The sequence below is a fragment of the Mycobacterium sp. JS623 genome, assembly GCF_000328565.1.
In the GTDB taxonomy this organism is placed as follows: Bacteria; Actinomycetota; Actinomycetes; order Mycobacteriales; family Mycobacteriaceae; genus Mycobacterium.
Genome location: NC_019966.1, coordinates 3,975,631 through 3,996,348 on the forward strand (window position 1 = coordinate 3,975,631; position 20,718 = coordinate 3,996,348).

A 20,718-nucleotide genomic window follows, 5' to 3' on the forward strand; every position below is an offset into this window, starting at 1 on the left:
GGCGATGCTATTTTCGCTTATGCTCGGCGAGCGTTCGCGCCCATGCTTCCCGCACTACGGCGAGCGCTTCTGAAGCGCTGACAGTGAGGTGTGTTTGGCCAGCGAGCTGGGCCTGCCATTCGGCGTCAGCTGGCGGCGTCTGGAACACCTGGCGGCCGGGTGGCTTGTTCGTGGGTCCGAATCTCTGAAACAGGTCGAGCGCGATCTGGTCGATCGCGTTAATTCCGTTGAGTGCCCAGAGGTCCCAGAGATCGCGTGGTGCCCGGCGATCTGCCCAGGTCGCCGTTTTTGACGCGGCGAAGGCAGGCAGGGTCGGGACGATGAGTTCTGCGTGTGGGGCGTCGTCGTAGCGCTGTTCGAGGACGCGGCGTTCGGATGGCCACACAGTCCGGTCGCGCGCTGACAATAGCTGGATTTGGACGGTCAGGCCCCCGGCTGTCCTGGCGATCACTGCCCGTGTATCTGGCACACGGGTGAATCCAGGCTCAAGAGTCAGTCTTCCGTGACTGCGCGCGACCGCCCGCGGGAGTTCTTCATCCAACTCTTGGGCGACGGCTTTCCGGCTGTCGACAGCGATAAGGTCGATGTCCTCGCTGAGTCGGCCGGTGGGTAGATGGGTGCGAGCGAGCGCAGTACCGCCGATGAAGTGGATGCGATCACCGAATCGTACGCTGAGAAACGCCAACAGATAGGAGATGAGGTGGTCGCGCTCAACTTGCTCCGGCGCGACGCCGAACTGCTGGGCGACCTCGTCACGTTCGTCAACGTCCACGCTTTGCTCCGGCCCAGACTTCAGCGCGCCGCAGTGATGCCATCAGGCGCTGATCGGCCGCCAACTCGGCGATCCGCTTTTCGTCACTGCGCCCGTACAAGTCAGCGATCGCGGACGGGACCTCCACTTCGGCGTCGCCGAGCGAGGGCCTGTGGGCCAGATCGAGAATCGTCTGCTCCGGCGAAGTCGCCAGCGCCGATCCCAGCGGCGTCTGAACGCGTTCAGCGTCAAGGCGATCGATATCGCGCTTGACGAACCGGACGACGGCAGAGCGGTCTGTGAGAGCTATCGGCCGGTGCTGCTTTGGCACTGCCACGACCGCCGTTGCCAACGCGCGCGGTATGGCCCCATGGATCCGCGCGGCACTAATACCCATCAGTACGGCGTTGTCGACGCCATAGATCGCCGAGGCGATTCCGGCTGCGGTTGCTTCGACGCTCGGCAGCCACCGACGGCCCACCATCTCCTGAGGAACGATGACGTAATAGCCGTCTGCTACTCGGCGCAAAAGTCCCCTTTCGACCAGCCGAGCGAGCTGGGCCCGCGGGTGGGAGTAGGCGACTTCTGCATCTCGCGGACGGAGGGTCCCTAACGGTAGGCGCGCGAGACTTGCCGGCAAAGGTGTGCTGCGACGCCTGTCATCCATTTGGCACCTCCGTATTATGCAAATCGTACCCTTAGAGAGTACGATTTGCATACTGTCGTCGCCCCTCGAAGGGGTTGCCACCGCTGTTTGACGGACTCCAGATCTGTACTTCCGCTCGTGCTGACGGCTTTGCCCGACACCAAATACTCAACCCGGCTCCCGGCTTAAACTTTCGCCGTGTTGTCGGAGACGCGCTACGCGCTGAACGGCGACTTGCACGTCGCCTATCGCACGGTCGGCGCAGGTGCCCGGGACATCGTGTTCGTCCCGAACTGGTTCACAAATTGTGAGGTTCTCCCGGGGCTACCGTCCATTCAGGGGTGGGTCGAGGCGATGACAACACTGGGCCGGCTCATTTTCTTCGACCAGCCCGGCACCGGGGCGTCCGATCCCGTCGCCCCGAGCGAACTGCCGACGATGGAGCAATGGGCTGACAGCATCTCTGCGGTGCTCGACGATCTTGGGACTCACGAAGCGGTCCTCCTCGCGAGCTGCGGCGCGTTGGCGACGGGAGCGCTAGTGTTCGCCGCAACACATCCGTCCCGCACCACCGCGCTCGTCGCGATCGAGGGCTACGCGCATCCGCTTACTGAACGCCGCGGACCTCCCACACATGAAGAAGCAACCTCCGAAGCGATCGCCATGTGGGGCACCGGAGAGCTCCATCACCTCTTGAATCCGGATATGCCATGGAACGAGGAGATCCGCGCGACGTGGGCTCATTTGGAACGTCTGTCGGCAAGCCCACGAACCGCTGCTTACATGCTGCCTCTCGTGGCCGAAATGGACGTGCGGGCAATCCTTCCGACCGTCCACGTACCAACCCTCGTCCTCCAGCACACCGAGGACGTCATGATCCCGCCTGAGTGGGGCAAGAACGTCGCTGATCGCATAGAGGGCGCGAAATACGTTGAGCTACCAGGGCGCAACATGTACCACTTCGTCGAACCATGGCGCGAATCCTTCCAGGAGATCGCCGAGTTCCTCACCGGCCACCAGGCAGAAGTCGCCGACGACCGTGTGCTTGCCACGGTGCTTTTCACCGACATCGTGGACTCGACGCGCCGGGCTTCGGAGATGGGTGATCGCGACTGGCATGCACTGCTTGATGCGCACGACGCCGTCGTGCGGGGGCAGCTGTCCCGATTCCGTGGACGCGAGGTGAACAGAACAGGAGACGGTTTCCTGGCGATGTTCGACGGCCCGCAGCGAGCGATCCGCAGCGCCATGGCCATTCGCGACGCGGTGCAGGCGCTCGGCGTCGAGGTGCGCGCCGGCTTACATACCGGCGAGTGCGAGGTCCGTGGCGACGACATCGGGGGCATCGCAGTGCATATCGGCGCACGGGTGAGCGTCCTGGCCGGGCCGAGCGAGGTGCTCGTTTCCAGCACCCTGCGGGACCTGGTGATCGGGTCGGGACTGGAGTTCGAGGACCGCGGCGCTCACCAACTCAAAGGCGTTCCCGGCGAGTGGCACCTCCTCGCTGTTATGTCTTAGACGAGGCTTACGTAGCGGCGTTGGGACTGCATGAGAAGAATCTCGATCTAAGACGTAAAAGCTTGCGGATGCGCTTGTTTCGCCGACGCGCCACCGCATCGGGATCCTGAAAATTACCGACTGTTCGTGTCCCCCTGCGGACTTATGGTGTATATATCCCGCTGTCCAAAGTGCGGGCTAAGGGAAGTAGCCGCCATGGAGGATTACACCGATGACAAATGGATTACTCGTCAGGAGCTCGCCGACCGTTACGGTGTGCCGGTCAAGACGCCCGCCGAGTGGGCGTCAAAGGGTACGGGGCCACGTTACGCGAAGTTCGGCAGGCATGTGCGTTACCGGCTAAGCGACGTGATCGACTGGGAACGAAAGCAATTCGCTCACGACAAGCGTGATACTGCCTGACTATCATGATCCGATGAAGGCATCTAGTTCCAGGCACGAGTGGTGCGCCGCAGAGTCGCTGGGTCGGTAGTCCAGTGGCAGGACGACCAGCGCTCAGAATTGGCGCCTACGGGAAGATCTCGCGGGTTCACCTTGGTAGCGGGCTGTGGCTCGCCCGGTGCCGCTATAGGGATGCCGACGGTGTAACCCGCAAGGTCCAGCGGCTCGGTCCGCCCGGCATCTACGACCAGTACGGAAAGCTCGCCGAGAACGCCCTCATCGAGTCCCTGGCGCAGCGCCGACCATCATCGGCGCCCGAAACCGTCGGCCTCGAAACCCTCGTTACCGCATTGGTCGACCAGCACCTCGTACGCTTAGCGGAAGACGGCCGCTCCCCGGTTACCTTGTCTACCTACCGATTTGCGGTCGGAAAACTGGAGAAGTTCATCGGCGGTTTGCGGGTAGGCGAAGCGTCGCCTGCTCGCATCGACGCCGCCATTCGTTCGATGCGCACCGCACACGGCGCAACAATGGCGCGCCAGGCCAAGACAACCCTGCGAGGCGCACTTCAGCTTGCCGTCATGGCCAACGTCCTTGGCGCCAACCCCGTGCGCGACGTCCAGCCGCTCAAGTCAAAGGCTCCGCCGAAGGGCGCCGTCGGCCTCACCGCAGAGCAGCTCCGCACACTGCTAGAAGCGCTTCAGGCGTCGAAATTCTGCCAGGGTCACGATCTCGTCGATCCAGTCACGCTCTTGATCGCCACGGGCTTGCGTCGGTCAGAGCTACTCGGCCTGCGCTGGACCGACTACGACGACGAGGCATACACACTCACGGTGAGCGGGAAGGTCATCAGGGTGGCCGGCGAGGGCCTTCAACCGCGTTGACGAGACGAAGTCCGTTGCAGGCCGGCGTACCGTGCCGCTCCCGCGCTTCGCGGTCGAGATGCTCCGGACCCGCCGTTCGCTGCCGTATCTCGGCGAGCAGTCAGTGATCTTCCCGTCGACCACGGGCACGCTCCGCGATCCGAACAATTTCGGCAAGGAGTGGCGCACGGCGCGAACCGAGCTCGGCGTCCCGGAAGTCACCACCCACAGCTTCCGCAAGACAGTCGCCACGCTGATCGACGACGAGGGCCTCTCGGCCCGAATCGGCGCCGATCACCTAGGTCACTCGAAGGTATCCATGACGCAGGACCGCTACATGACCCGCGGCCGCGTCCATACCCAGGTGGCCGATCTGCTGGACCGGACAGTCGGTAAAAGCGGTGAATAAACGGTGATTGGACAAGATCGATCTTGAAAAATGGCCTCTTACGTGGGGCGGGCGGGGCTCGAACCCGCGACCAACGGATTATGAGTCCGCGGCTCTAACCAACTGAGCTACCGCCCCTTATGGCTTTACCAGCTAGTTCACTGCTTCTAGCAACTTACCCTCTGCTTCGTCTTGCTCGATATACCGCAGTGCTGTCGATGGCCTTGCCTAGCGCTTCCGCTACGCCTGCGAGGTCATCGCGGCCGTTGCGTGGCCCAGCATGCGCTCGATCACTTTAACGTTGGCTCCCGCAGATATCGCGAGCGATGCCGTCGTGTGCCGTAAGCCGTGCGGGACCAGTCCCTCTGTGCCGGCCTCCGCGTAAGCCTCGTCGAAAGCTCGCCGGTACTCCTTTATCGGCAGGATGCCGCCGCGCTCCCGCGGGAACATGACGCTCCCGCTTCGTCGTGGGTGTCGATTCCACAATGCCTTGCTTTTTGTCGACCCACGTCGCCGATGCCCGGATAGTCAGCTCCCTATCCTCCACACATGCTTACGCCGTAGCGCTGCTGCCTCACCGAACCTCACGCCGCAGTAGCCCAGCACTAGCGTCAACGTCTCAAACCGTCGCGTAGCCCGTGCGAGCTTCACCAGCTCCGCGTGCGTGAGATACCGGCGCTCGCGCTCTGCCTGCTATGGCAGGTCCTCGCTGCGCTTGATGTCGAGAGCGACATTCTTAGCGATCTTGCCAGTACGTTGCGCATACTTCAGCACCGCGCCCACTAGCTGGTGAGCTTGTGTGATCCGGCTAGCAAAGAGACCTGGCCCTTCTGCGGTCCCTCGATTGCCAGCATGCCGAGCCATTGCGAATAGCTTTCGTAGGTAATGCCTTTGAGCGCAACGTCTTTCCACTTCGGCAGCACGACGGTGTCGAGCGGGGAGCGATATCCGGCTACAGTCTTGGGCTTGCGATGAGCCTTCGCCTTGAACCAGTCCTCAGCCACGACCCCAAACGTCTCCGCATGTCTAGGAACGTCTGAGCGTGACGCTTGCACGCGAACACCTTCGTGTGCTCGCCGCCAGCTTCGTCAACCCATCTGACCCGCCATCGGGTGACCGTGCCATAGAGAGCGGATCGCTCGGTACGCGTCTGGCCATCTGGACCCTTGATCGCCCAGGCGCATAGCGACATCGTGTCGGATGCCGGAGAGCTTGTACGCCTTGTCGACGTCGCCAGCGCACAGACGACGAGCACACCCGCACGAGCACGCCTGATGCGCTACGCGGTGAGGGTGCCTTGCGACGCCAACTCAGGGGCATAGAGCGACGACATCGACTCGTCGTGGCGGCCGCCGCCGCCATGGTGCCCGTGATGGCCGCTGCTGCACGCACCCAAAACGAATCCGCTCCAGAAGATCACGGCGATGATGAAAACGATGCCCGCCAGGGCGATGATCATGGCGGCAAACCGGAACGGCCTGCCGCGTCGGTGCCACCGTTCCATCCCGTGGGGCGGCTCGGCAGCCGCACTGGTCTCGCCTGCTGCGGTTGTCGACTCAGTCCGTCCAGGTTCAGTCATACCCCCAGCATGCTCCGCGGAGCGGAGAATTAGCTGTGAGAATCAAGCGGGTTTAACCCTCGGCCACGTGAACCTTCGTCCCGCGTAATCAGTCAAGATCACCCGCTTCCGCAACGACGCTCGACCAGCGCAATCGCGCCTACACAACAAGTGCTCCGCGAGAACCGGCGAAAACGAGCAGATCGAGCCTGGTAGGCAGCCTCCGCATCGCGGGCCTGAATGTTCGATTCGGCGTCAAGTGGCTCTCGGACTAAGTCCCCCGATCCGACAACTGCAGCCGTGCTGGGCACCCGTTGCAGTGCCCAGCAAAAATTACCCGCCGCCGCTAGCCGACCACCACCTGCCCGTCCACCTCGACCCGGAACAACTCCGTCCCTTCCGACACCTGCGGCGCATCCGCCCCCAGCGCCACCATGATCTTGTTGCACGCGTTGCGCATGACGTCGAGTGTCAGCTCGAACGCCTCGTCCTCGGTGAAGTGCTCGCGCACCCCAGCCACCACCTCCCGCGGAATGCGCGACGGAGTCCAGATCAACGCGTCCACAAACCGCAGCGCCGCCTTCTGCCGATCCGACAACCGCGACGACGTCTCGAAGCTCTCGATGTCGCCGTACAACGACTCCGATCCTCCGGCGTCCAACGCGTTGCCCTCCCGCCGCGACTTGCACAGCCGGCAGTTGTGCTGCGCGGCGCCACGCAACCGCACCACCTCCGTGGTCACCGGATCCAGCGCCCGCAACCGCGCCACCGCCGGTGCGAAGTCACCCAGCAGCGCCCCGATCGGATCAGTGTCGTGATCCCAATCCGGTATTCCTCCGTTGCCTGGCTTACCCATACCCAGCGCGCCAAGACCCGCCCATACCCGCGGCACGAAGTCGGCGATGAAAATTGTGACCACGACTCGAAATGCGTTCTTGCCCAACGCCGAAACAAATCGCGCGCGCTGGTTTTCGCCGATGCCCGACACGTCGACCGTGAACTGCTCGGCGAACGCCACCACCACCGCTTCGTTCTCGGATGTCCCGTCAATCAAGTCGACTTCCGTCGGCAGGGGCGGCAACGACAACGCTCTGCCGCACGTCAGCCGGATCAACGTGTCGAGCCGGGTATCGCCCGATGACATCGCCACCAAGCCGGCCAGCCGCCCGGGAATTCCTTCGTCAGCCACGAATGGATTATTGCGCCTGGCTCACCGACGACATGTGAAAGTCAGGGATCCGCAGCGACGGCATCGCGGCCCGCGTGGCCCAATCGCCCCATTCGCGGGGCAGTGTCACCTCGCTGACACCCGCTTCGGTGGCGCGGCGCAGCAGGTCCAGCGGGCTTTCGTTGAAGCGGAAGTTGTTGACGGCCGCGGTCACCTCTCCGTCCTCGATCAGATACACACCATCGCGCGTCAGGCCCGTCAGCAATAGCACCGTCGGATCGACTGTGCGGATGTACCACAGCGTGGTCAGCAGCAGTCCTCGCTCAGTGCTCGCGATCATGTCCGCCAAGCTCGCCGACCCACCCGTCATCAGCAGGTTGTCGGCGGGCACCGCCACCGGCGTCCCAAACTCCAAGGCCGCCGCTCGCGGATATGCCAATGCGTTCACCGTACCGTCGCGCACCCAATCCACGCGCCCGATGTCCATGCCGTTGTCGAACACTGACGCCCGCTCCGACGAACTCGGCACGGCGACGAACGGCGTGCACTCCAACCCGGTCGCGGCCGGGTCCGAGTACAACGTCAACGGCAGGTCGGTCAGCTTCTCCCCCACTCGCGTGCCACCGCCGGGCGCCGACAACGCCGTGCGCCCCTCCTGCGCACCCCGGCCGTCCATCGACCACGCCAGGTAGATCATCATGTCCGCCACCGTCGACGGCGGCATGATCGTCTCGCACCGCCCCGCGGGCAGCTCGACCGTCCGCTTGGCCCAGCCCAGTTGCGTCGACAACTGATCGAGCAGCGAATAAACCGGCACATCAACAAAATCCGGTGTGCTGACACCCGCCCACGCGCTGGCACCGTCACGCTTGGCATTGATCTCGACCGAGCCCGTCGGCTGCGTGTAGCGCCGCCGCAACCCTCCAGAGGTGGCGACGAACGTCGTCTCCACGATGTGCCGCGCATACCCATACAGCCGGTCAGCACGCCGAAAGCCCTGCGCCAGAGGGCCCGCAAGCCCGGAGAACACATGCGCACCCGTCCCCGGCACCGGCGCATCCCAGTCCACAGGTACGTCAGTGCCCGTCAACGCCGGCGCACTGTCGCGGGCCTCCGGCGCCGAGACCGCGGTCTGCTGCGACGCCGCGACCACGTGCGCAATCGAGCCGGGGTCCACGTCGCTGGATCGCACCGAGCCCACATGAGCCGTATCCCCCTTGCGCACAATCGAAATCACGGTGGTGGTTCGGCTGATCGACTCGCCGTTGGTGGTCATCGAATTGCCGGCCCAGCGCAGCGCCGCGTCGGCGCGATCGGTGACGAGCACGATCGTCTCGTCGGCCCTACCCAGCCGCCCCGCCTCGGCCAGCGCAGTATCTACGACCTGCTGTGGGCCGATCATCGACGGGCCTCCGCAACTGTGTTGAGCACATTGATGCCGCGGAACAACGCCGACGGGCAACCATGGCTGACCGCGGCCACCTGACCCGGCTGCGCCTTGCCGCAGTTGAACGCACCACCGAGTCGCCAAGTCGATGGCCCGCCAACGGCTTCCATCGCGCCCCAGAAGTCCGTGGTGGTTGCCTGATACGCGACGTCGCGCACCTGGCCGTCGAGGCGGCCGTCGCGGATCCGGAAGAACCGCTGCCCAGTGAACTGAAAGTTGTACCGCTGCATATCGATTGACCAGCTCTTGTCACCGACGATGTAGATGCCGTCCTCGACGCGGGCGATCAAATCCTCGGTCGTCACATCGTCGGCCGCCGGCTGCAGCGACACGTTGGCCATCCGCTGAATCGGGACGTGGTGCGGCGAATCGGCATACGAGCAGCCGTTGGACCGTGGCAGCCCCAGACGCGGCGCGAACACCCGGTCCAGCTGATAGCCGACGAAGATGCCGTCGCGCACCAGATCCCAGCTTTGTGTCCGCACGCCCTCGTCATCGAAACCTATTGTGGCCAGACCGTATTCGACGGTCCGATCGGCGGTGATGTTCATCACCGGCGAGCCGTAGCGCATGGTGCCGAGCTTGTCCGGGGTGGCGAACGATGTGCCGGCATAGGCGGCTTCGTAGCCGATCGCCCTGTCATATTCAGTGGCATGGCCGATCGATTCGTGAATGGTCAGCCACAGGTTGGACGGGTCGATCACCAAATCGGTCGGTCCGGCGGTCACCGTCGGCGCCTTGGCCTTCTCGGCAAGCAGCGACGGCAACTGCGCCAGCTCGTCGGTCCAGTTCCAGATTTCATCGCCGCCGACGTACTCCCAGCCGCGGGCTGTCGGCGGCGCCAGCGTGCGCATCGAATCGAACGTGCCCGCAGCGGCATCGACGGTGATCGCCTCCAGCGTCGGCTGCACGCGGACCCGCTGTTGGGTGGTCGACGAGCCGAATGTGTCGGCGTAGAACGTCTGCTCCTTGGCCGCATACCACACCGACGACACGTGGTCGACGCCATCGGCGGCGAGCAGCCGACCCGAGTGCTCGCCCAGCACCGCGATCTTGTCGGGGACGCCGACGGCGAACGGGTCAACCTGATAATCCGATACCCAGGTGACGTCGGAGTAGACCGGTTCGGTGGCGAGCTCGATGGTCTCGGCGTTCAGCGGCGCCAGCGTCCTCGCCACGTGCACCGCGCGACCGGCGGTCTCGGCCGCGACACCCGGATCCAGTTCGGCGTGCGAGGCGAAGCCCCATGTGCCGTTGACGATGACCCGCACCGCCAGCCCGATCTCGTGGTTGACGACCGCCGTCTCCAGCTCACCGTCACGCAGCTGGACGATCTCCGTGGTGATGCCGTGAATACGCAGGTCGGCGTAGCTAGCTCCGGCGGCCATCGCGGCGGACAACGCGGCGTCGGCGAGCTGGTGCCTCGGCAACGCGAGGAAGTCGTCATCGACGCGGCGCGCGGCTGTCACGCCACTACCGTAGTGCCAGCCCACAGCTGGCGCTTTAATGGCTCGGTGGCAGCTAACCGTGTCCGATCGACGGCATTGGGTTACGCGCTCCTGGCACCCAGCCTGTTCGGCGTGGTCACGTTCCTGCTGTTGCCAATGCTGGTGGTGCTGTGGCTGAGCCTGCACCGCTGGGATCTGCTCGGCCCCATTCGCTATGTCGGACTGGACAATTGGCAGTCGGTGCTGACCGACTCGTCATTTCGGACCTCGCTGCTCGTGACGCTCGCGTTCATCGCGATCGTGGTGCCCGCACAGACGGTGCTCGGACTGCTCGCGGCGGCGATGTTGGCCCGCGGGCTGCCCGGCTCCGGGTTTTTCCGCACGTTGTATGTGCTGCCGTGGATCTGCGCGCCGTTGGCGATCGCCGTGCTGTGGCGGTGGATCCTGGCGCCCACCGACGGTGCGGTCAGTACCCTGCTCGGCCACCAGATCGAGTGGCTGACCGATCCCAGCCTCGCGCTGCCTGTCGTATCCGCCATCGTCGTCTGGACCAACGTCGGCTACGTGACACTGTTCTTCTTGGCCGGCATCCTCAACATCCCGGCGGACATCCATAATGCGGCCCGCACCGACGGCGCCACCGCATGGCAGCGGTTTCGCCGCATCACGCTGCCGATGCTGCGGCCGACGCTGTTCTTCGTCACGGTCACGGGCATCATCAGCGCCGCTCAGGTGTTCGACACGGTGTACGCGTTGACGCGCGGCGGCCCGCAAGGCCGCACCGATTTGGTGGCCCACCGGATCTACGCCGAGGCGTTCGGCGCGGCGGCGGTCGGCCGCGCAGCGGTGATGGCGGTGGTGCTGTTCGTGCTGCTGGTCGGCGTGACGATCCTCCAGCATCTGTACTTTCGGCGGCGGATCACCTATGACCTCAGCTAGCCGCGCGGTCTCGGGCGCCGTCACCTACGCCGGGTTGGCTATCGGAGCGGCGATCACGTTGGTGCCGTTCGTGTTCGGGCTGCTGACGTCGTTCACGTCGGCGCGACAGTTCAACACGGTTTCACCGCTGTCGTGGCCGAACCCGCCGACGCTGGAGAACTACACCGGGCTCGGCGAGGCAGGATTCGGGCGGGCCATACTTGTCACTGCGTTGATGACCACCGTCATCCTGCTCGGGCAGATGACGTTTTCGGTGCTGGCGGCGTATGCCTTTGCCCGGCTGTACTTTCCGGGCCGCGACGCGCTGTTCTGGGTCTACATCGCGACGCTGATGGTGCCGGCCACGGTGATGGTCGTTCCGCTATATCTGATGATGGCCGAGGCCGGGCTCCGGAATACGTTCTGGGCGTTGGTGTTGCCGTTCATGTTCGGCTCGCCGTATGCGATCTTCCTGTTGCGGGAGTACTTCCGCACCATCCCAGCCGACCTGATCAACGCCGCCCGCATCGACGGGGCCAACACCCTCGACATCATCGTGCACGTCGTGGTGCCTGCGAGCCGGCCCCTTCTGTTGACGCTGGCGCTGATCACCTGTGTCAGTCAATGGAACAATTTCATGTGGCCGTTGGTCATCACCAGCGGAAGCAAATGGCAAGTGCTGACCGTCGCGACCGCCGGCCTGCAGTCGCGCTACAACGCGCAGTGGACCTTGGTGATGGCCGCGACGACTGTGGCGATCGTGCCGCTGATCGTGCTGTTCGTGGCGCTGGGCCGCCACATCGTCCGCTCGATCGTAGTGACGGGGCTGAAATGATGATGCGCCCAAGGGTTTCCACACTCGTGGCCGCGGGGGTCGCGGTAACGATGGCCGTACTGCTCGTCGTAGCGTTGCTGCTCGGGCAAACTGACGAAGGTGCCGGACGCACCGTGGTGACGATGCGGTTGTGGGATGAACAGGTCGCCGCGGCGTATCGCGAGTCGTTCGCAGAGTTCACCCGCGAGCATCCCGACATCGAGGTGCACGTCAACGTTGTCGCCTATTCGAGCTACTTCGACACCCTGCGGACCGATGTGGCCGGCGGCAGCGCCGACGACATCTTCTGGCTGTCGAACGCCTACTTCTCTAGATACGCCGACAGCGGCAGGCTGATGCGTGTCAACGCCTCTCAGGCGTGGGACCGCTCGGTGGTCGATCAGTTCACCCGCGACGGTGTTTTGTGGGGGGTGCCGCAGCTGACCGATGCCGGCATCGCGTTGTACTTCAACGCCGATCTCTTGGACGCCGCCGGCGTGCAACTGAAAGAGCTGCCGGCGCTGCACTGGTCACCCGATGGCGACGACACACTGAGGTCGCTGCTGGGCCGGTTGACGTTAGACATCGACGGGCGAACCGCGGGCACACCGGGTTTCGATGCGACGCGGATCCGCCAGTGGGGCTACAACGCAGCTAACGACCTACAGGGCATCTACCTCAACTACATCGGGTCGGTGGGTGGAGTGTTCTCCAACGGTGACCGGTTTGCGTTCGATAACCCGCAGGCGGCTGCGGCATTCGAATACTTGGTGCGGCTGATCAACTCCGATCACGTTGCGCCGCCCGCGTCCGATACCAATGACAACGGCGACTTTTCCCGAAATCAGTTCTTGCAGGGGCGGATGGCGCTATTCCAGTCCGGCACGTACAACTTGGCCGCTGTTGCGAACCAGGCGCCGTTTCGGTGGGGCGTGGCCATGTTGCCGTCGGGGCCGAAGGGCCGCGTCAGCGTCACCAACGGCATTGCCGCCGCGGGCAATTCGGCCAGCAAGCATCCCGATGCGGTGCGGCAGGTGCTCGCGTGGATGGGTAGTCGGCGCGGCAACGAATACCTCGGCTCCAAGGGCTCCGCGATCCCCGCAGTGCTCGCAGCGCAGCCGGTCTACAACAAGTATTGGGCGTCACGCGGCGTCGACGTCAGCCCATTCTTCAAGGTGCTCAACGGACCTCGCATCCCTGCTCCCGGCGGCGCGGGGTTCGCCGCGGGATTCGATGCGCTGAAACCGTATTTCGACGAGATGTTTCTTGGCCGTGCCGACGTGTCGACCAGCCTCGCCGAGGCGCAAAAAGCGGCCAATGCCGCGGCAGAACGTTGACTCTGCGTAGAGGGCGCAAAAGTGCGAGTAGCCCACGCCGTCAACGCAGAGTGAACCGACGCTAGAGCGTGCCCAAGACCGTTAGTTCGAGTGTCAGCGCTACCGCGCACACGACGACAACGATCGAAAGCGCCACCCAGTCGGCGCGTTTCGGCCCCGTCGGCGCGGCGGAGATCTGGCCGGCGCCGCCGCGCGCGGTGATCGCGTCACCCATTTCGTCGGCGCGTCGCAGCGCCACGGTGATGCCGGCCGCGAGAATGTCGACGACCTCAAGCGCCCACCGCTTCCGGCGCTGTCGCCGCGTGGTGGGCACCATTTTCGGCCGGAGTCTGCGCGCTGCGTAGAGCACGCGGAATTCGTCGATCAACATCGGAAAAGCCCGCAACGCCAACGCCAACGCCACCGCCCAGTCGTCAACCGGTACCCGCAGCGGGCGCAGCGGCTTGCCCAATGTCGCCACGGCGGGCGCGATTTCGGCGACATTGGTGGTCCACGACACCATTGCGCCCAGCCCGAGTAACACGATCGACACCGCGGTGATGCGCAGGAAAGTCAGTACCCCGCCCAGCGCGAGGTGTACCGAGCCGAGGTCGATGACGGGGCTGCCACCGGCGAACGCCGCCGTGGCCCCGCCGATGAAGAGGAATACCCAGAGCCACCGCGGTATCGACGGCAGCGTGCCGCGCTGGATGCCCGCCAGCCACGCCGTAGTCAGGATCAGGGCGGCCACCAGGCCGATCGGCACCCAGCCAGGATAGAAGGTCAACAGCACGCCGATCCCCGCGACCGCGATGAGTTTCGTTCCTGCCCAGAGCCGATGGATAACGGTGTCGCCCGGCACCGGCCGCAACAGGACGACGGGCGCGCGCTGCCGACTCGTGGCTGGTGCAGTCATGACATTCCTCCGGCGGTCGTCGGGGCCGCCAACTGGCCATTGTGCAGATGCAGAGTGCGGGGGCACAGGTCCTCGAGGCCCGAAAAATCATGGGAGATAACGACAACCGTCAGACCCGCAGTGCGGCGCAGCTCTTCCAACAGCCGCAACAGGCCACGCTGACTCGCCGCGTCCAGGCCGGCCAGCGGTTCGTCGAGGATGAGCGCCCGCGGTGAGCGGGCAAGCAGTCCGGCAAGCACGACCCGGCGCATCTGGCCGCCGCTGAGCTGGTCGATGCGCCGCTTGGCCAGTCCAGGATCAAGGCCCACCGTGCCCAGCGCGGCCACCACGCGGTCGTGATCGCGGTGCGAAAAGCCGGCAGCCGACGCCACTTCCAGGTCGACGCGGCTACGCATCAGCTGCAGCCTGGCCGCCTGGAACGAGATCGCCACCGCGCCGACCTGGTCGGAAACGGGCTTACCATCCAGCAGACAATCGCCCATCGTCGGAACCGTCAGTCCTGCCATGATCCACGCCAGCGTCGACTTGCCCGATCCATTCAGACCGTGGATGAGCAAGCCGTCGCCCTCGTGGACGACGAAGTTGATGTCGCGCAGAGCCGTTGTCGCCCAAGGTGTTCCGCTGGCGTATTCGTGTCCGACGCCGTTGAGTTCGAGGACGGCCTTGTCGGCGTCATGCGCGACGGGCATGGTAGCCGACGGCGCGGCGGCGGTCTCCACCATCGCGGTGTTGTCGGCCGCGCCGTTTCCGGTCAGGTTGATCACGCGGTCGGCGGCATCGGCTTCGCTGTTGTAGTGCGTGATGTGCACCAGCGACATCCGGTGATGTTGGGTCAGACCGGACAACACCGACATCAACCCGTCGCGCCCATCCTGGTCGACCATGCTGGTCACCTCGTCGGCGATCAACAGCGACGGCTCCCGCGCCAACGCCGCTGCCACCGCGAGGCGCTGCAGTTCGCCACCCGACAGACCGCCGGTGTCTCGCTCGGCCAGACCGTCGAGCCCGACCTCGCTCAGCAACTGATGCACGTCGATGGTCTTGCCCGGCGGCAATCCCCACACCACGTCGTCGGCAACGCGGGTACCAAGCACCTGGCTCTCCGGGTGCTGCATGATCACCGCGGTGCCGCCGAGCTTGCCGAGGCCGACGGCGCCCGAACGCTCGATCGTCCCCGAGGTGGGTTCGCGGCCGGCAAGCATCAACATCAGCGTGGTCTTGCCAGAGCCGTTCGCGCCGGTCACCGCTACGTGCTCGCCAGGGTCCACGCTCAGCGAGACCGGGCCCAGAGCGTCGTGGTCGGCCTTGGGATAGCGGAACCGGACGTCGTGCAGCCGCGTCGGCACCGGTGCGATCGGTCCGGTGTCGGTCGACGACTCGAGCTTGTGCACATCCGGAATCCCGAGCAGCCGCGCCATCACCCGCGACAACGCCCACCAGCCGATGAGCGTGACGGAGACGATGGACAGCACCGACGAACCGAAGAACAGGAACGGCCAGTAGTGCAGCGCTGTCGCGAAGTCGTGCTTGAGCCTCTCGGCTGCCGGCTCCATGTCAGGAATGCGGGCGAGGATCGCGGCGAGCCCGTTGATGTTGGCGGTCACGGAATCGAAGAGCAGGTGGCGCAGGCGCGCGAGGATCGCCAGCGCCGTCACCGTGACGACACCGAACAGGGAGCCCGCGATGACCGCCGCACAGAACACCGTGAAGATGCCCCGCCCGCGCCGCTTGACGATCCCGGTCAGCCCGCCGATGTATGCGCAGTTGACCACGGTCATGAAGCCGCCCATCCCGGCGATGAGAAAAGCGATGACGGCGCCTGCCACGGTCGCTGCGATCAACACGCGAAGCCGATACCGATACGCGAGCAGGCCCATCGGGACGGTGCCGAGCAAGGAGACACCGGCCGCGAATGGAACGACGACGGCGATGATCGCGGTGGCCGCGCATAGTGCTGCCATCACCGAGGCTTGGGCTAGTTCGACCGGTTGAAGCGAGCCGGCCCGTCGAGAGGCCGTGGGCTCGGTCGCGGTCATTTCTCGATTCTGCCAGCCGCCGGCGCAGTGCCCTGACGACCACGCTGTGAGCGGCCACACTGCGCAGCGTTTGAAACGCATAGTAAACCTATGTAATCATGGTCTGATGACCTCGCCGCTCGGAGCCGATCTGCTGGCGGTGGTGGCCCGGATCAACCGGCTGGCCACGCAGCGGGTCCGCATGCCACTTGGATTCGCCCAAGCGCGGCTGCTGTCCACGATCGAGGATCAAGGCGCGGCCCGGATATCCGACCTGGCCGCGCTCGACCATTGCTCGCAGCCGACGATGACCACCCAGGTTCGCCGGCTTGAAGACGCGGGCCTGGTATCGCGCACCGTCGACCCCGACGACGCGCGGGCGGTACTGATTCGCATTACCCCCAAGGGGGTCGACACGCTTCGGCAAGTGCGCGTCGACCGTGGCGCGGCCATCGACCCGTACCTGGAGCGGCTCGACGCCGCTGATCGCCAAACCCTCAGCGACGCCGTGCGCGTCATGCGGAACCTCCTCCTCGAGGCCGCCCCCGCCCCCACCAAGTAACAACCGAAAAGGAGAAGCCGCACCATATGTGGCGTCAACCCAAGGCTGTCTGGGCCGTTGCCTTCGCGTCCGTCGTCGCTTTCATGGGCATTGGTCTCGTCGACCCCATCCTCAAACCGATCGCCGACAATCTGAACGCCTCCGCGTCGCAGGTGTCGCTGTTGTTCACCAGCTATATGGCGGTGATGGGTGTCGCCATGCTCATCACCGGTGTGGTGGCCAGCCGGATCGGCCCCAAGCGCACGCTGCTGATCGGCCTGTTGATCATCATTGCCGGCGCGGCTCTGGCAGGGATGTCCGACACAGTGTCAGAAATCGTTGGCTGGCGGGCTCTTTGGGGCCTGGGCAACGCGCTGTTCATCGCCACCGCCCTGGCCACCATCGTCAGCTCCGCGCGCGGATCAGTCGCGCAGGCGATCATTCTCTATGAGGCGGCGCTGGGCCTCGGTATCGCGGTCGGGCCGTTGGTCGGCGGTGTGCTCGGCTCGATCTCATGGCGCGGACCCTTCTTCGGGGTGTCGGCCCTGATGGCGGTTGCGCTGGTCGTCACCGCATTCCTGCTGCCATCCACGCCGCGCGCCGAACGCCCCACCACGCTGGCCGACCCGTTCCGCGCGTTGCGCCACCGCGGCCTGCTCGGCGTCGCAATCACCGCGCTGCTGTACAACTTTGGCTTCTTCACGCTGCTGGCGTTCACGCCGTTTCCGCTCGACATGAGCGCGCATCAGATCGGGCTGATCTTCTTCGGCTGGGGCCTCGCGCTGGCCTTCACGTCGGTAGTCGTCGCGCCTCGACTGCAGCACCGCTTCGGCACCGTGCCCACCCTCGTGGTCAACCTGCTGGCGATGACGGCGACGCTGATGGTGATGGCCATCGGTACCGACAACAAGGCCGTGTTAGCGACGTGCGTCGTGGTCGCGGGTCTGTTCATCGGCATCAACAACACGCTGATCACCGAGACCGTCATGAAGGCAGCCCCCGTGGAACGCGGGGTGGCTTCGGCCGCATACAGTTTCGTGCGATTCGCCGGTGCAGCGCTGGCGCCTTGGCTGGCCGGTTTGCTCGGCGAGCAGGTCAGCGTGCACCTGCCGTTCTGGGTCGGCGCGGCCGCGGTGCTGCTCGGTGCGGGCGTGCTGTTCGCGACGCGTCAGCACCTGGTCGGCATCGACGTCGAGGACTCCGAACTCGACGAGATCACCGAGCAGGCGACGGCGATCACCGTCGGCAACGAGAGCTGATCCTCACACCACCGCTCCGACGAGGTGGCCGACGAGATAGGTCGCGGCGATCGCGACTGTCCCAAACATCAACTGACGCAAGGACGCAAACCACAGCGGCTTCTTGGTATACCGAGCCGCGACTGCCCCTGCGACCATTAGCCCGACACCGCCGAAAACCATTCCCAACCACAGCGACGTGAAGCCGAGGAAATATGGGATCAGTGGGACGATGGCGCCGATGGCGAACATGACGAAGCTCGAGCCGGCCGCGACCCAAGGCGACGGCTTTTCGTCCGGGTGGACGCCCAGCTCTTGTGCCACATGCACATTCAGCGCCCGATCCTCGTCGCGGTGAATTTCCTCGGACGCCTTTTCCGCTGTCTCGGGACTCATACCCATCTCGACGAGCATCCACACCAACTCGGTTTCTTCTGCCTCGGGATGATTGGTCAACGCCCGCCGCTCCATCCGCACCTCGGCGTCGAGCTGCTCGTTGGCCGTGGTGACCGACGTGTACTCGCCCAACGCCATGGAAAACGCGCCAGCGACCAGGCCGGCGAAACCGCTGATCACCACGGTGTGCGCATCGGCCGCAGCGCCAACACCCGCGATCAGCGCGGTGTTGCTGACGAGGCCGTCCATCGCGCCGAAGGTCGCTGCGCGCAGCCAACCGCCCGAAACATCCGAGTGGCGATGGTGCGGGATGTGGGGCATGCCGGTCGGAGATACCGGCACCTCGTCGGAGTCCGTCATGCAGAAGATTCAACGCTACGGGTTTCTGCTGGTCTAGCAAGGTTTGCCTAGGTTTCTGACATCACAGTTTGCCGGGGCGCCAGAAGGGCTAACGTCTCGGTATGACCACCACTGCGGAGCATCTACGCAACACGCTGGACGGCCGTTGGCGCGACGTGAAGAACCGGATGCGGGAGGAACTCTCCAACGAAGTCTTCCGCCCGCACTACACACCGAACACCGTCATCGCCCGCACCAAGGTGATGGAGCAGATGAAGATCATGGCGGCACACGGGGCCGCAGAAGACGGGTTCAAGAAGGAGCACGGCGGCAACGGCGACGTCGCGGCCGCGGTCACCCGGATCGAGATGCTCGCCATGTCCGACCTGTCTCTGATGGTCAAGGCAGGCGTGCAGTGGGGCCTGTTCGGCGGGGCCATCGAGAATCTCGGCACCGAGCGTCATCACCAGGCGTACGTGCCGCGGATCATCAACCTGGATCTATTGGGCTGCTTCGCGATGACGGAAACCGGTCACGGCAGCGACGTGCAGTCGCTGGAGACCACGGCAACCTACGATGCGTCGACCCAAGAGTTCATCATCGACTCCCCCACCCCAACGGCACGCAAGGACTACATCGGCGGCGCAGCCGAAACTGCCACCGTCGCAGCGGTATTCGCTCAGCTGATCACGCCCGACGGGGAAGGGCACGGAGTGCACTGCTTCGTGGTGCCGATCCGCGACGAGGACGGCAACGACCTGCCAGGCGTGACGACAGGAGACTGTCACTACAAGGGTGGCCTGCCCGGCGTCGACAACGGCCGCATCCAATTCGATAATGTCCGCATCCCGCGGGAGAACCTGCTCAACAAATACGCCGACGTGGCCGAGGACGGCAGCTACAGCTCACCCATCGAGAACCCGAACCGCCGCTTCTTCACCATGCTCGGCACACTGATCCGCGGCAGGGTCACCGTCGGCGGCAGCGCTGGCGCCGCGGCTCGCGTCGCACTCGACATCGCGACCCGATATGCCTTGGAGCGCAGACAGTTCCAAGCACCGGGTGACGACCACGAGGTGCTGCTGATGGACTACCTGGTGCATCAGCGCCGGTTGTTCCCGCTGATTGCGCGGTCGTATGCGCTGCAGTTCGCGCAGAACGAGTTGGTTGCGAAGACCCATGAGCTGCAGAGTGCTGATGACCCCGACCGCGAGGAACAACGGGAACTCGAGTCTCGCGCCGCAGGGTTGAAGGCGGCCAACACTTGGCACGCCACCCGTGCGATCCAGGAAGCCCGCGAAGCATGCGGCGGCGCAGGCTATCTCGCCGAAAACCGACTGATCGCACTGAAGGCCGATACGGACGTGTTCACCACCTTCGAGGGCGACAATCATGTGCTCATCCAGCTGGTGGCCAAGGAGCTGCTCACTGCGTACGCCGACGACATCAAGGGGATGAGCCCGGTCGAGTGGGTGAAGTTCGCGGCCAACTTCGCCGGGGAGCGGGTGATGAAACGCACCGCGGCCGAGACGATCATGCAGCGGATCCTCGACACCCGGCAGGACAACGAGGAAGAGGGCAGCCTGTTCAACCGCGGTACTCAGGTCAAGATGTTGGAGGACCGTGAGGAGTACATGATCGCGACGGTCGCGCGCCGACTTCGCGGTAAATCCAAGGAAATGACCGCGTTTGAGGCGTTCAACGCTGTGCAGGACCACGTGCTGCACGCCGCTTCCGCCCACATCGACCGGATCGTCCTCGAGGCCTTCGTCGCGGGCATCGACGCGTGTGAGGACGACGAGGCCCGTAAGGTCCTCGACATGGTGTGCGACGTATACGCATTGTCCGTGATCGAAGACGACAAGGCGTGGTTCATGGAACACCAGTTCCTGTCGACCGAACGCGCGAAGGCCGTCACCCGCGGCATCAACGAACGCTGCCGCACGCTGCGGCCGTACGCCGAGCTACTCGTCGACGGCTTCGGCATTCCCGAGCAGCTGCGCTACGCCGAGATGCTACATCCGGAGAACATCATCGAAGCGTAGCGGCGGTGCTGC

General features: G+C 64.8%; 20 protein-coding genes, 1 tRNA gene and 1 pseudogene. 10 read left to right on the forward strand and 12 right to left on the reverse strand.

The genetic code is table 11. The annotated features are described in order from the left end of the window. Nucleotides 1-7 precede the first annotated feature (7 nt). Nucleotides 8-772, reverse strand: coding sequence for a nucleotidyl transferase AbiEii/AbiGii toxin family protein (locus tag MYCSM_RS19470; RefSeq protein WP_015307879.1), 765 nt, complete (start codon nucleotides 770-772; stop codon nucleotides 8-10). Beyond that, complete coding sequence (locus MYCSM_RS19475; protein ID WP_442928503.1) at nucleotides 762-1,280, reverse strand: type IV toxin-antitoxin system AbiEi family antitoxin domain-containing protein; 519 nt, start codon at nucleotides 1,278-1,280, stop codon at nucleotides 762-764. Before MYCSM_RS19475 ends, MYCSM_RS19470 begins: the two co-directional genes overlap by 11 nt. 315 nt (nucleotides 1,281-1,595) lie before the next feature. Between MYCSM_RS19475 and MYCSM_RS19480 the strand changes: the two genes are divergently transcribed. From MYCSM_RS19480 to MYCSM_RS38325, 4 genes are all read left to right on the forward strand, one after another. Continuing rightward, entirely contained in the window at nucleotides 1,596-2,915 is a 1,320-nt protein-coding gene (locus MYCSM_RS19480) for an adenylate/guanylate cyclase domain-containing protein (RefSeq protein WP_015307881.1), read from the forward strand. Between the two features lie 195 nt (nucleotides 2,916-3,110). After that, nucleotides 3,111-3,317, forward strand: coding sequence for a helix-turn-helix transcriptional regulator (locus tag MYCSM_RS19485; protein ID WP_015307882.1), 207 nt, complete (start codon nucleotides 3,111-3,113; stop codon nucleotides 3,315-3,317). Nucleotides 3,318-3,391: 74 nt separating this feature from the next. Next, nucleotides 3,392-4,180 (forward strand): tyrosine-type recombinase/integrase, encoded by a 789-nt coding sequence (locus tag MYCSM_RS38320; protein WP_232425628.1) that lies wholly within the window; start codon nucleotides 3,392-3,394, stop codon nucleotides 4,178-4,180. A 31-nt stretch (nucleotides 4,181-4,211) separates the two neighbouring features. Continuing rightward, nucleotides 4,212-4,568, forward strand: a complete 357-nt coding sequence (locus tag MYCSM_RS38325; RefSeq protein WP_232425629.1) for a tyrosine-type recombinase/integrase — start codon at nucleotides 4,212-4,214, stop codon at nucleotides 4,566-4,568. Between the two features lie 43 nt (nucleotides 4,569-4,611). Here MYCSM_RS38325 and MYCSM_RS19500 read toward each other — a convergent pair. The 7 genes and pseudogenes from MYCSM_RS19500 to MYCSM_RS19530 all read right to left on the reverse strand — a co-directional run bounded on the left by MYCSM_RS19500 (nucleotide 4,612) and on the right by MYCSM_RS19530 (nucleotide 10,189). Next, a tRNA-Ile gene (locus MYCSM_RS19500) sits at nucleotides 4,612-4,685 on the reverse strand. A gap of 114 nt (nucleotides 4,686-4,799) precedes the next feature. Beyond that, nucleotides 4,800-4,994 (reverse strand): annotated as a pseudogene (locus tag MYCSM_RS19505) (tyrosine-type recombinase/integrase); the annotation flags it as partial. A 335-nt stretch (nucleotides 4,995-5,329) separates the two neighbouring features. Further along, on the reverse strand, nucleotides 5,330-5,551 hold the full coding sequence (locus MYCSM_RS19510) for a hypothetical protein (RefSeq protein WP_041312424.1): 222 nt from the start codon (nucleotides 5,549-5,551) through the stop codon (nucleotides 5,330-5,332). Between the two features lie 275 nt (nucleotides 5,552-5,826). Continuing rightward, entirely contained in the window at nucleotides 5,827-6,126 is a 300-nt protein-coding gene (locus tag MYCSM_RS37280; protein ID WP_015307883.1) for a hypothetical protein, read from the reverse strand. A gap of 325 nt (nucleotides 6,127-6,451) precedes the next feature. Next, on the reverse strand, nucleotides 6,452-7,294 hold the full coding sequence (locus MYCSM_RS19520; protein WP_015307884.1) for a carboxymuconolactone decarboxylase family protein: 843 nt from the start codon (nucleotides 7,292-7,294) through the stop codon (nucleotides 6,452-6,454). Between the two features lie 7 nt (nucleotides 7,295-7,301). Further along, nucleotides 7,302-8,675, reverse strand: a complete 1,374-nt coding sequence (locus MYCSM_RS19525; protein ID WP_015307885.1) for a metallopeptidase TldD-related protein — start codon at nucleotides 8,673-8,675, stop codon at nucleotides 7,302-7,304. Then, nucleotides 8,672-10,189, reverse strand: a complete 1,518-nt coding sequence (locus tag MYCSM_RS19530) for a TldD/PmbA family protein (RefSeq protein WP_015307886.1) — start codon at nucleotides 10,187-10,189, stop codon at nucleotides 8,672-8,674. The genes MYCSM_RS19525 and MYCSM_RS19530 overlap by 4 nt, the downstream gene beginning before the upstream one ends. A gap of 45 nt (nucleotides 10,190-10,234) precedes the next feature. Here MYCSM_RS19530 and MYCSM_RS19535 point away from each other — a divergent pair, with 45 nt between their 5' ends. From MYCSM_RS19535 to MYCSM_RS19545, 3 genes are read left to right on the forward strand one after another with little or no spacing between them, the layout of a single operon-like run. Next, nucleotides 10,235-11,107 (forward strand): carbohydrate ABC transporter permease, encoded by an 873-nt coding sequence (locus MYCSM_RS19535; RefSeq protein ID WP_015307887.1) that lies wholly within the window; start codon nucleotides 10,235-10,237, stop codon nucleotides 11,105-11,107. Continuing rightward, on the forward strand, nucleotides 11,094-11,921 hold the full coding sequence (locus MYCSM_RS19540) for a carbohydrate ABC transporter permease (RefSeq protein WP_015307888.1): 828 nt from the start codon (nucleotides 11,094-11,096) through the stop codon (nucleotides 11,919-11,921). The genes MYCSM_RS19535 and MYCSM_RS19540 overlap by 14 nt, the downstream gene beginning before the upstream one ends. Further along, nucleotides 11,921-13,237, forward strand: coding sequence for an ABC transporter substrate-binding protein (locus tag MYCSM_RS19545; protein ID WP_041314465.1), 1,317 nt, complete (start codon nucleotides 11,921-11,923; stop codon nucleotides 13,235-13,237). Before MYCSM_RS19540 ends, MYCSM_RS19545 begins: the two co-directional genes overlap by 1 nt. A gap of 61 nt (nucleotides 13,238-13,298) precedes the next feature. Here MYCSM_RS19545 and MYCSM_RS19550 read toward each other — a convergent pair whose 3' ends face one another. Together MYCSM_RS19550 and MYCSM_RS19555 are read right to left on the reverse strand one after the other, a co-directional pair. Next, nucleotides 13,299-14,132 (reverse strand): energy-coupling factor transporter transmembrane component T family protein, encoded by an 834-nt coding sequence (locus MYCSM_RS19550; RefSeq protein WP_015307890.1) that lies wholly within the window; start codon nucleotides 14,130-14,132, stop codon nucleotides 13,299-13,301. Continuing rightward, a complete protein-coding gene (locus MYCSM_RS19555) occupies nucleotides 14,129-16,168 on the reverse strand; it encodes an ATP-binding cassette domain-containing protein (protein WP_041312427.1) in 2,040 nt (679 codons plus the stop codon). Before MYCSM_RS19555 ends, MYCSM_RS19550 begins: the two co-directional genes overlap by 4 nt. Before the next feature lie 106 nt (nucleotides 16,169-16,274). On the opposite strand from MYCSM_RS19555, the gene MYCSM_RS19560 reads away from it, so the two are divergent. Together MYCSM_RS19560 and MYCSM_RS19565 are read left to right on the forward strand one after the other, a co-directional pair. After that, the gene (locus tag MYCSM_RS19560; protein ID WP_015307892.1) at nucleotides 16,275-16,709 is read left to right on the forward strand and encodes a MarR family winged helix-turn-helix transcriptional regulator; all 435 of its coding nucleotides are present in this window, start codon (nucleotides 16,275-16,277) and stop codon (nucleotides 16,707-16,709) included. 26 nt (nucleotides 16,710-16,735) lie between these two features. Next, entirely contained in the window at nucleotides 16,736-17,947 is a 1,212-nt protein-coding gene (locus MYCSM_RS19565; protein WP_015307893.1) for an MFS transporter, read from the forward strand. Nucleotides 17,948-17,950: 3 nt separating this feature from the next. On the opposite strand, the gene MYCSM_RS19570 is transcribed toward MYCSM_RS19565, so the two are convergent. Then, entirely contained in the window at nucleotides 17,951-18,682 is a 732-nt protein-coding gene (locus MYCSM_RS19570) for a VIT1/CCC1 transporter family protein (RefSeq protein WP_015307894.1), read from the reverse strand. A 101-nt stretch (nucleotides 18,683-18,783) separates the two neighbouring features. On the opposite strand from MYCSM_RS19570, the gene MYCSM_RS19575 reads away from it, so the two are divergent. Then, nucleotides 18,784-20,706 (forward strand): acyl-CoA dehydrogenase family protein, encoded by a 1,923-nt coding sequence (locus MYCSM_RS19575; RefSeq protein ID WP_015307895.1) that lies wholly within the window; start codon nucleotides 18,784-18,786, stop codon nucleotides 20,704-20,706. Nucleotides 20,707-20,718 lie beyond the last annotated feature (12 nt).

Excerpts from the sequence above, each read along its gene's own strand:
- MYCSM_RS19485 (WP_015307882.1), top strand. The coding sequence starts at position 3,111 with ATGGAGGATTACACCGATGACAAATGGATTACTCGTCAGGAGCTCGCC.
- MYCSM_RS37280 (WP_015307883.1), bottom strand. The coding sequence starts at position 6,126 with ATGACTGAACCTGGACGGACTGAGTCGACAACCGCAGCAGGCGAGACC.
- MYCSM_RS19525 (WP_015307885.1), bottom strand. The coding sequence starts at position 8,675 with ATGATCGGCCCACAGCAGGTCGTAGATACTGCGCTGGCCGAGGCGGGG.
- MYCSM_RS19540 (WP_015307888.1), top strand. The coding sequence starts at position 11,094 with ATGACCTCAGCTAGCCGCGCGGTCTCGGGCGCCGTCACCTACGCCGGG.
- MYCSM_RS19545 (WP_041314465.1), top strand. The coding sequence starts at position 11,921 with ATGATGCGCCCAAGGGTTTCCACACTCGTGGCCGCGGGGGTCGCGGTA.
- MYCSM_RS19550 (WP_015307890.1), bottom strand. The coding sequence starts at position 14,132 with ATGACTGCACCAGCCACGAGTCGGCAGCGCGCGCCCGTCGTCCTGTTG.
- MYCSM_RS19555 (WP_041312427.1), bottom strand. The coding sequence starts at position 16,168 with ATGACCGCGACCGAGCCCACGGCCTCTCGACGGGCCGGCTCGCTTCAA.
- MYCSM_RS19560 (WP_015307892.1), top strand. The coding sequence starts at position 16,275 with ATGACCTCGCCGCTCGGAGCCGATCTGCTGGCGGTGGTGGCCCGGATC.
- MYCSM_RS19565 (WP_015307893.1), top strand. The coding sequence starts at position 16,736 with ATGTGGCGTCAACCCAAGGCTGTCTGGGCCGTTGCCTTCGCGTCCGTC.
- MYCSM_RS19570 (WP_015307894.1), bottom strand. The coding sequence starts at position 18,682 with ATGACGGACTCCGACGAGGTGCCGGTATCTCCGACCGGCATGCCCCAC.
- MYCSM_RS19575 (WP_015307895.1), top strand. The coding sequence starts at position 18,784 with ATGACCACCACTGCGGAGCATCTACGCAACACGCTGGACGGCCGTTGG.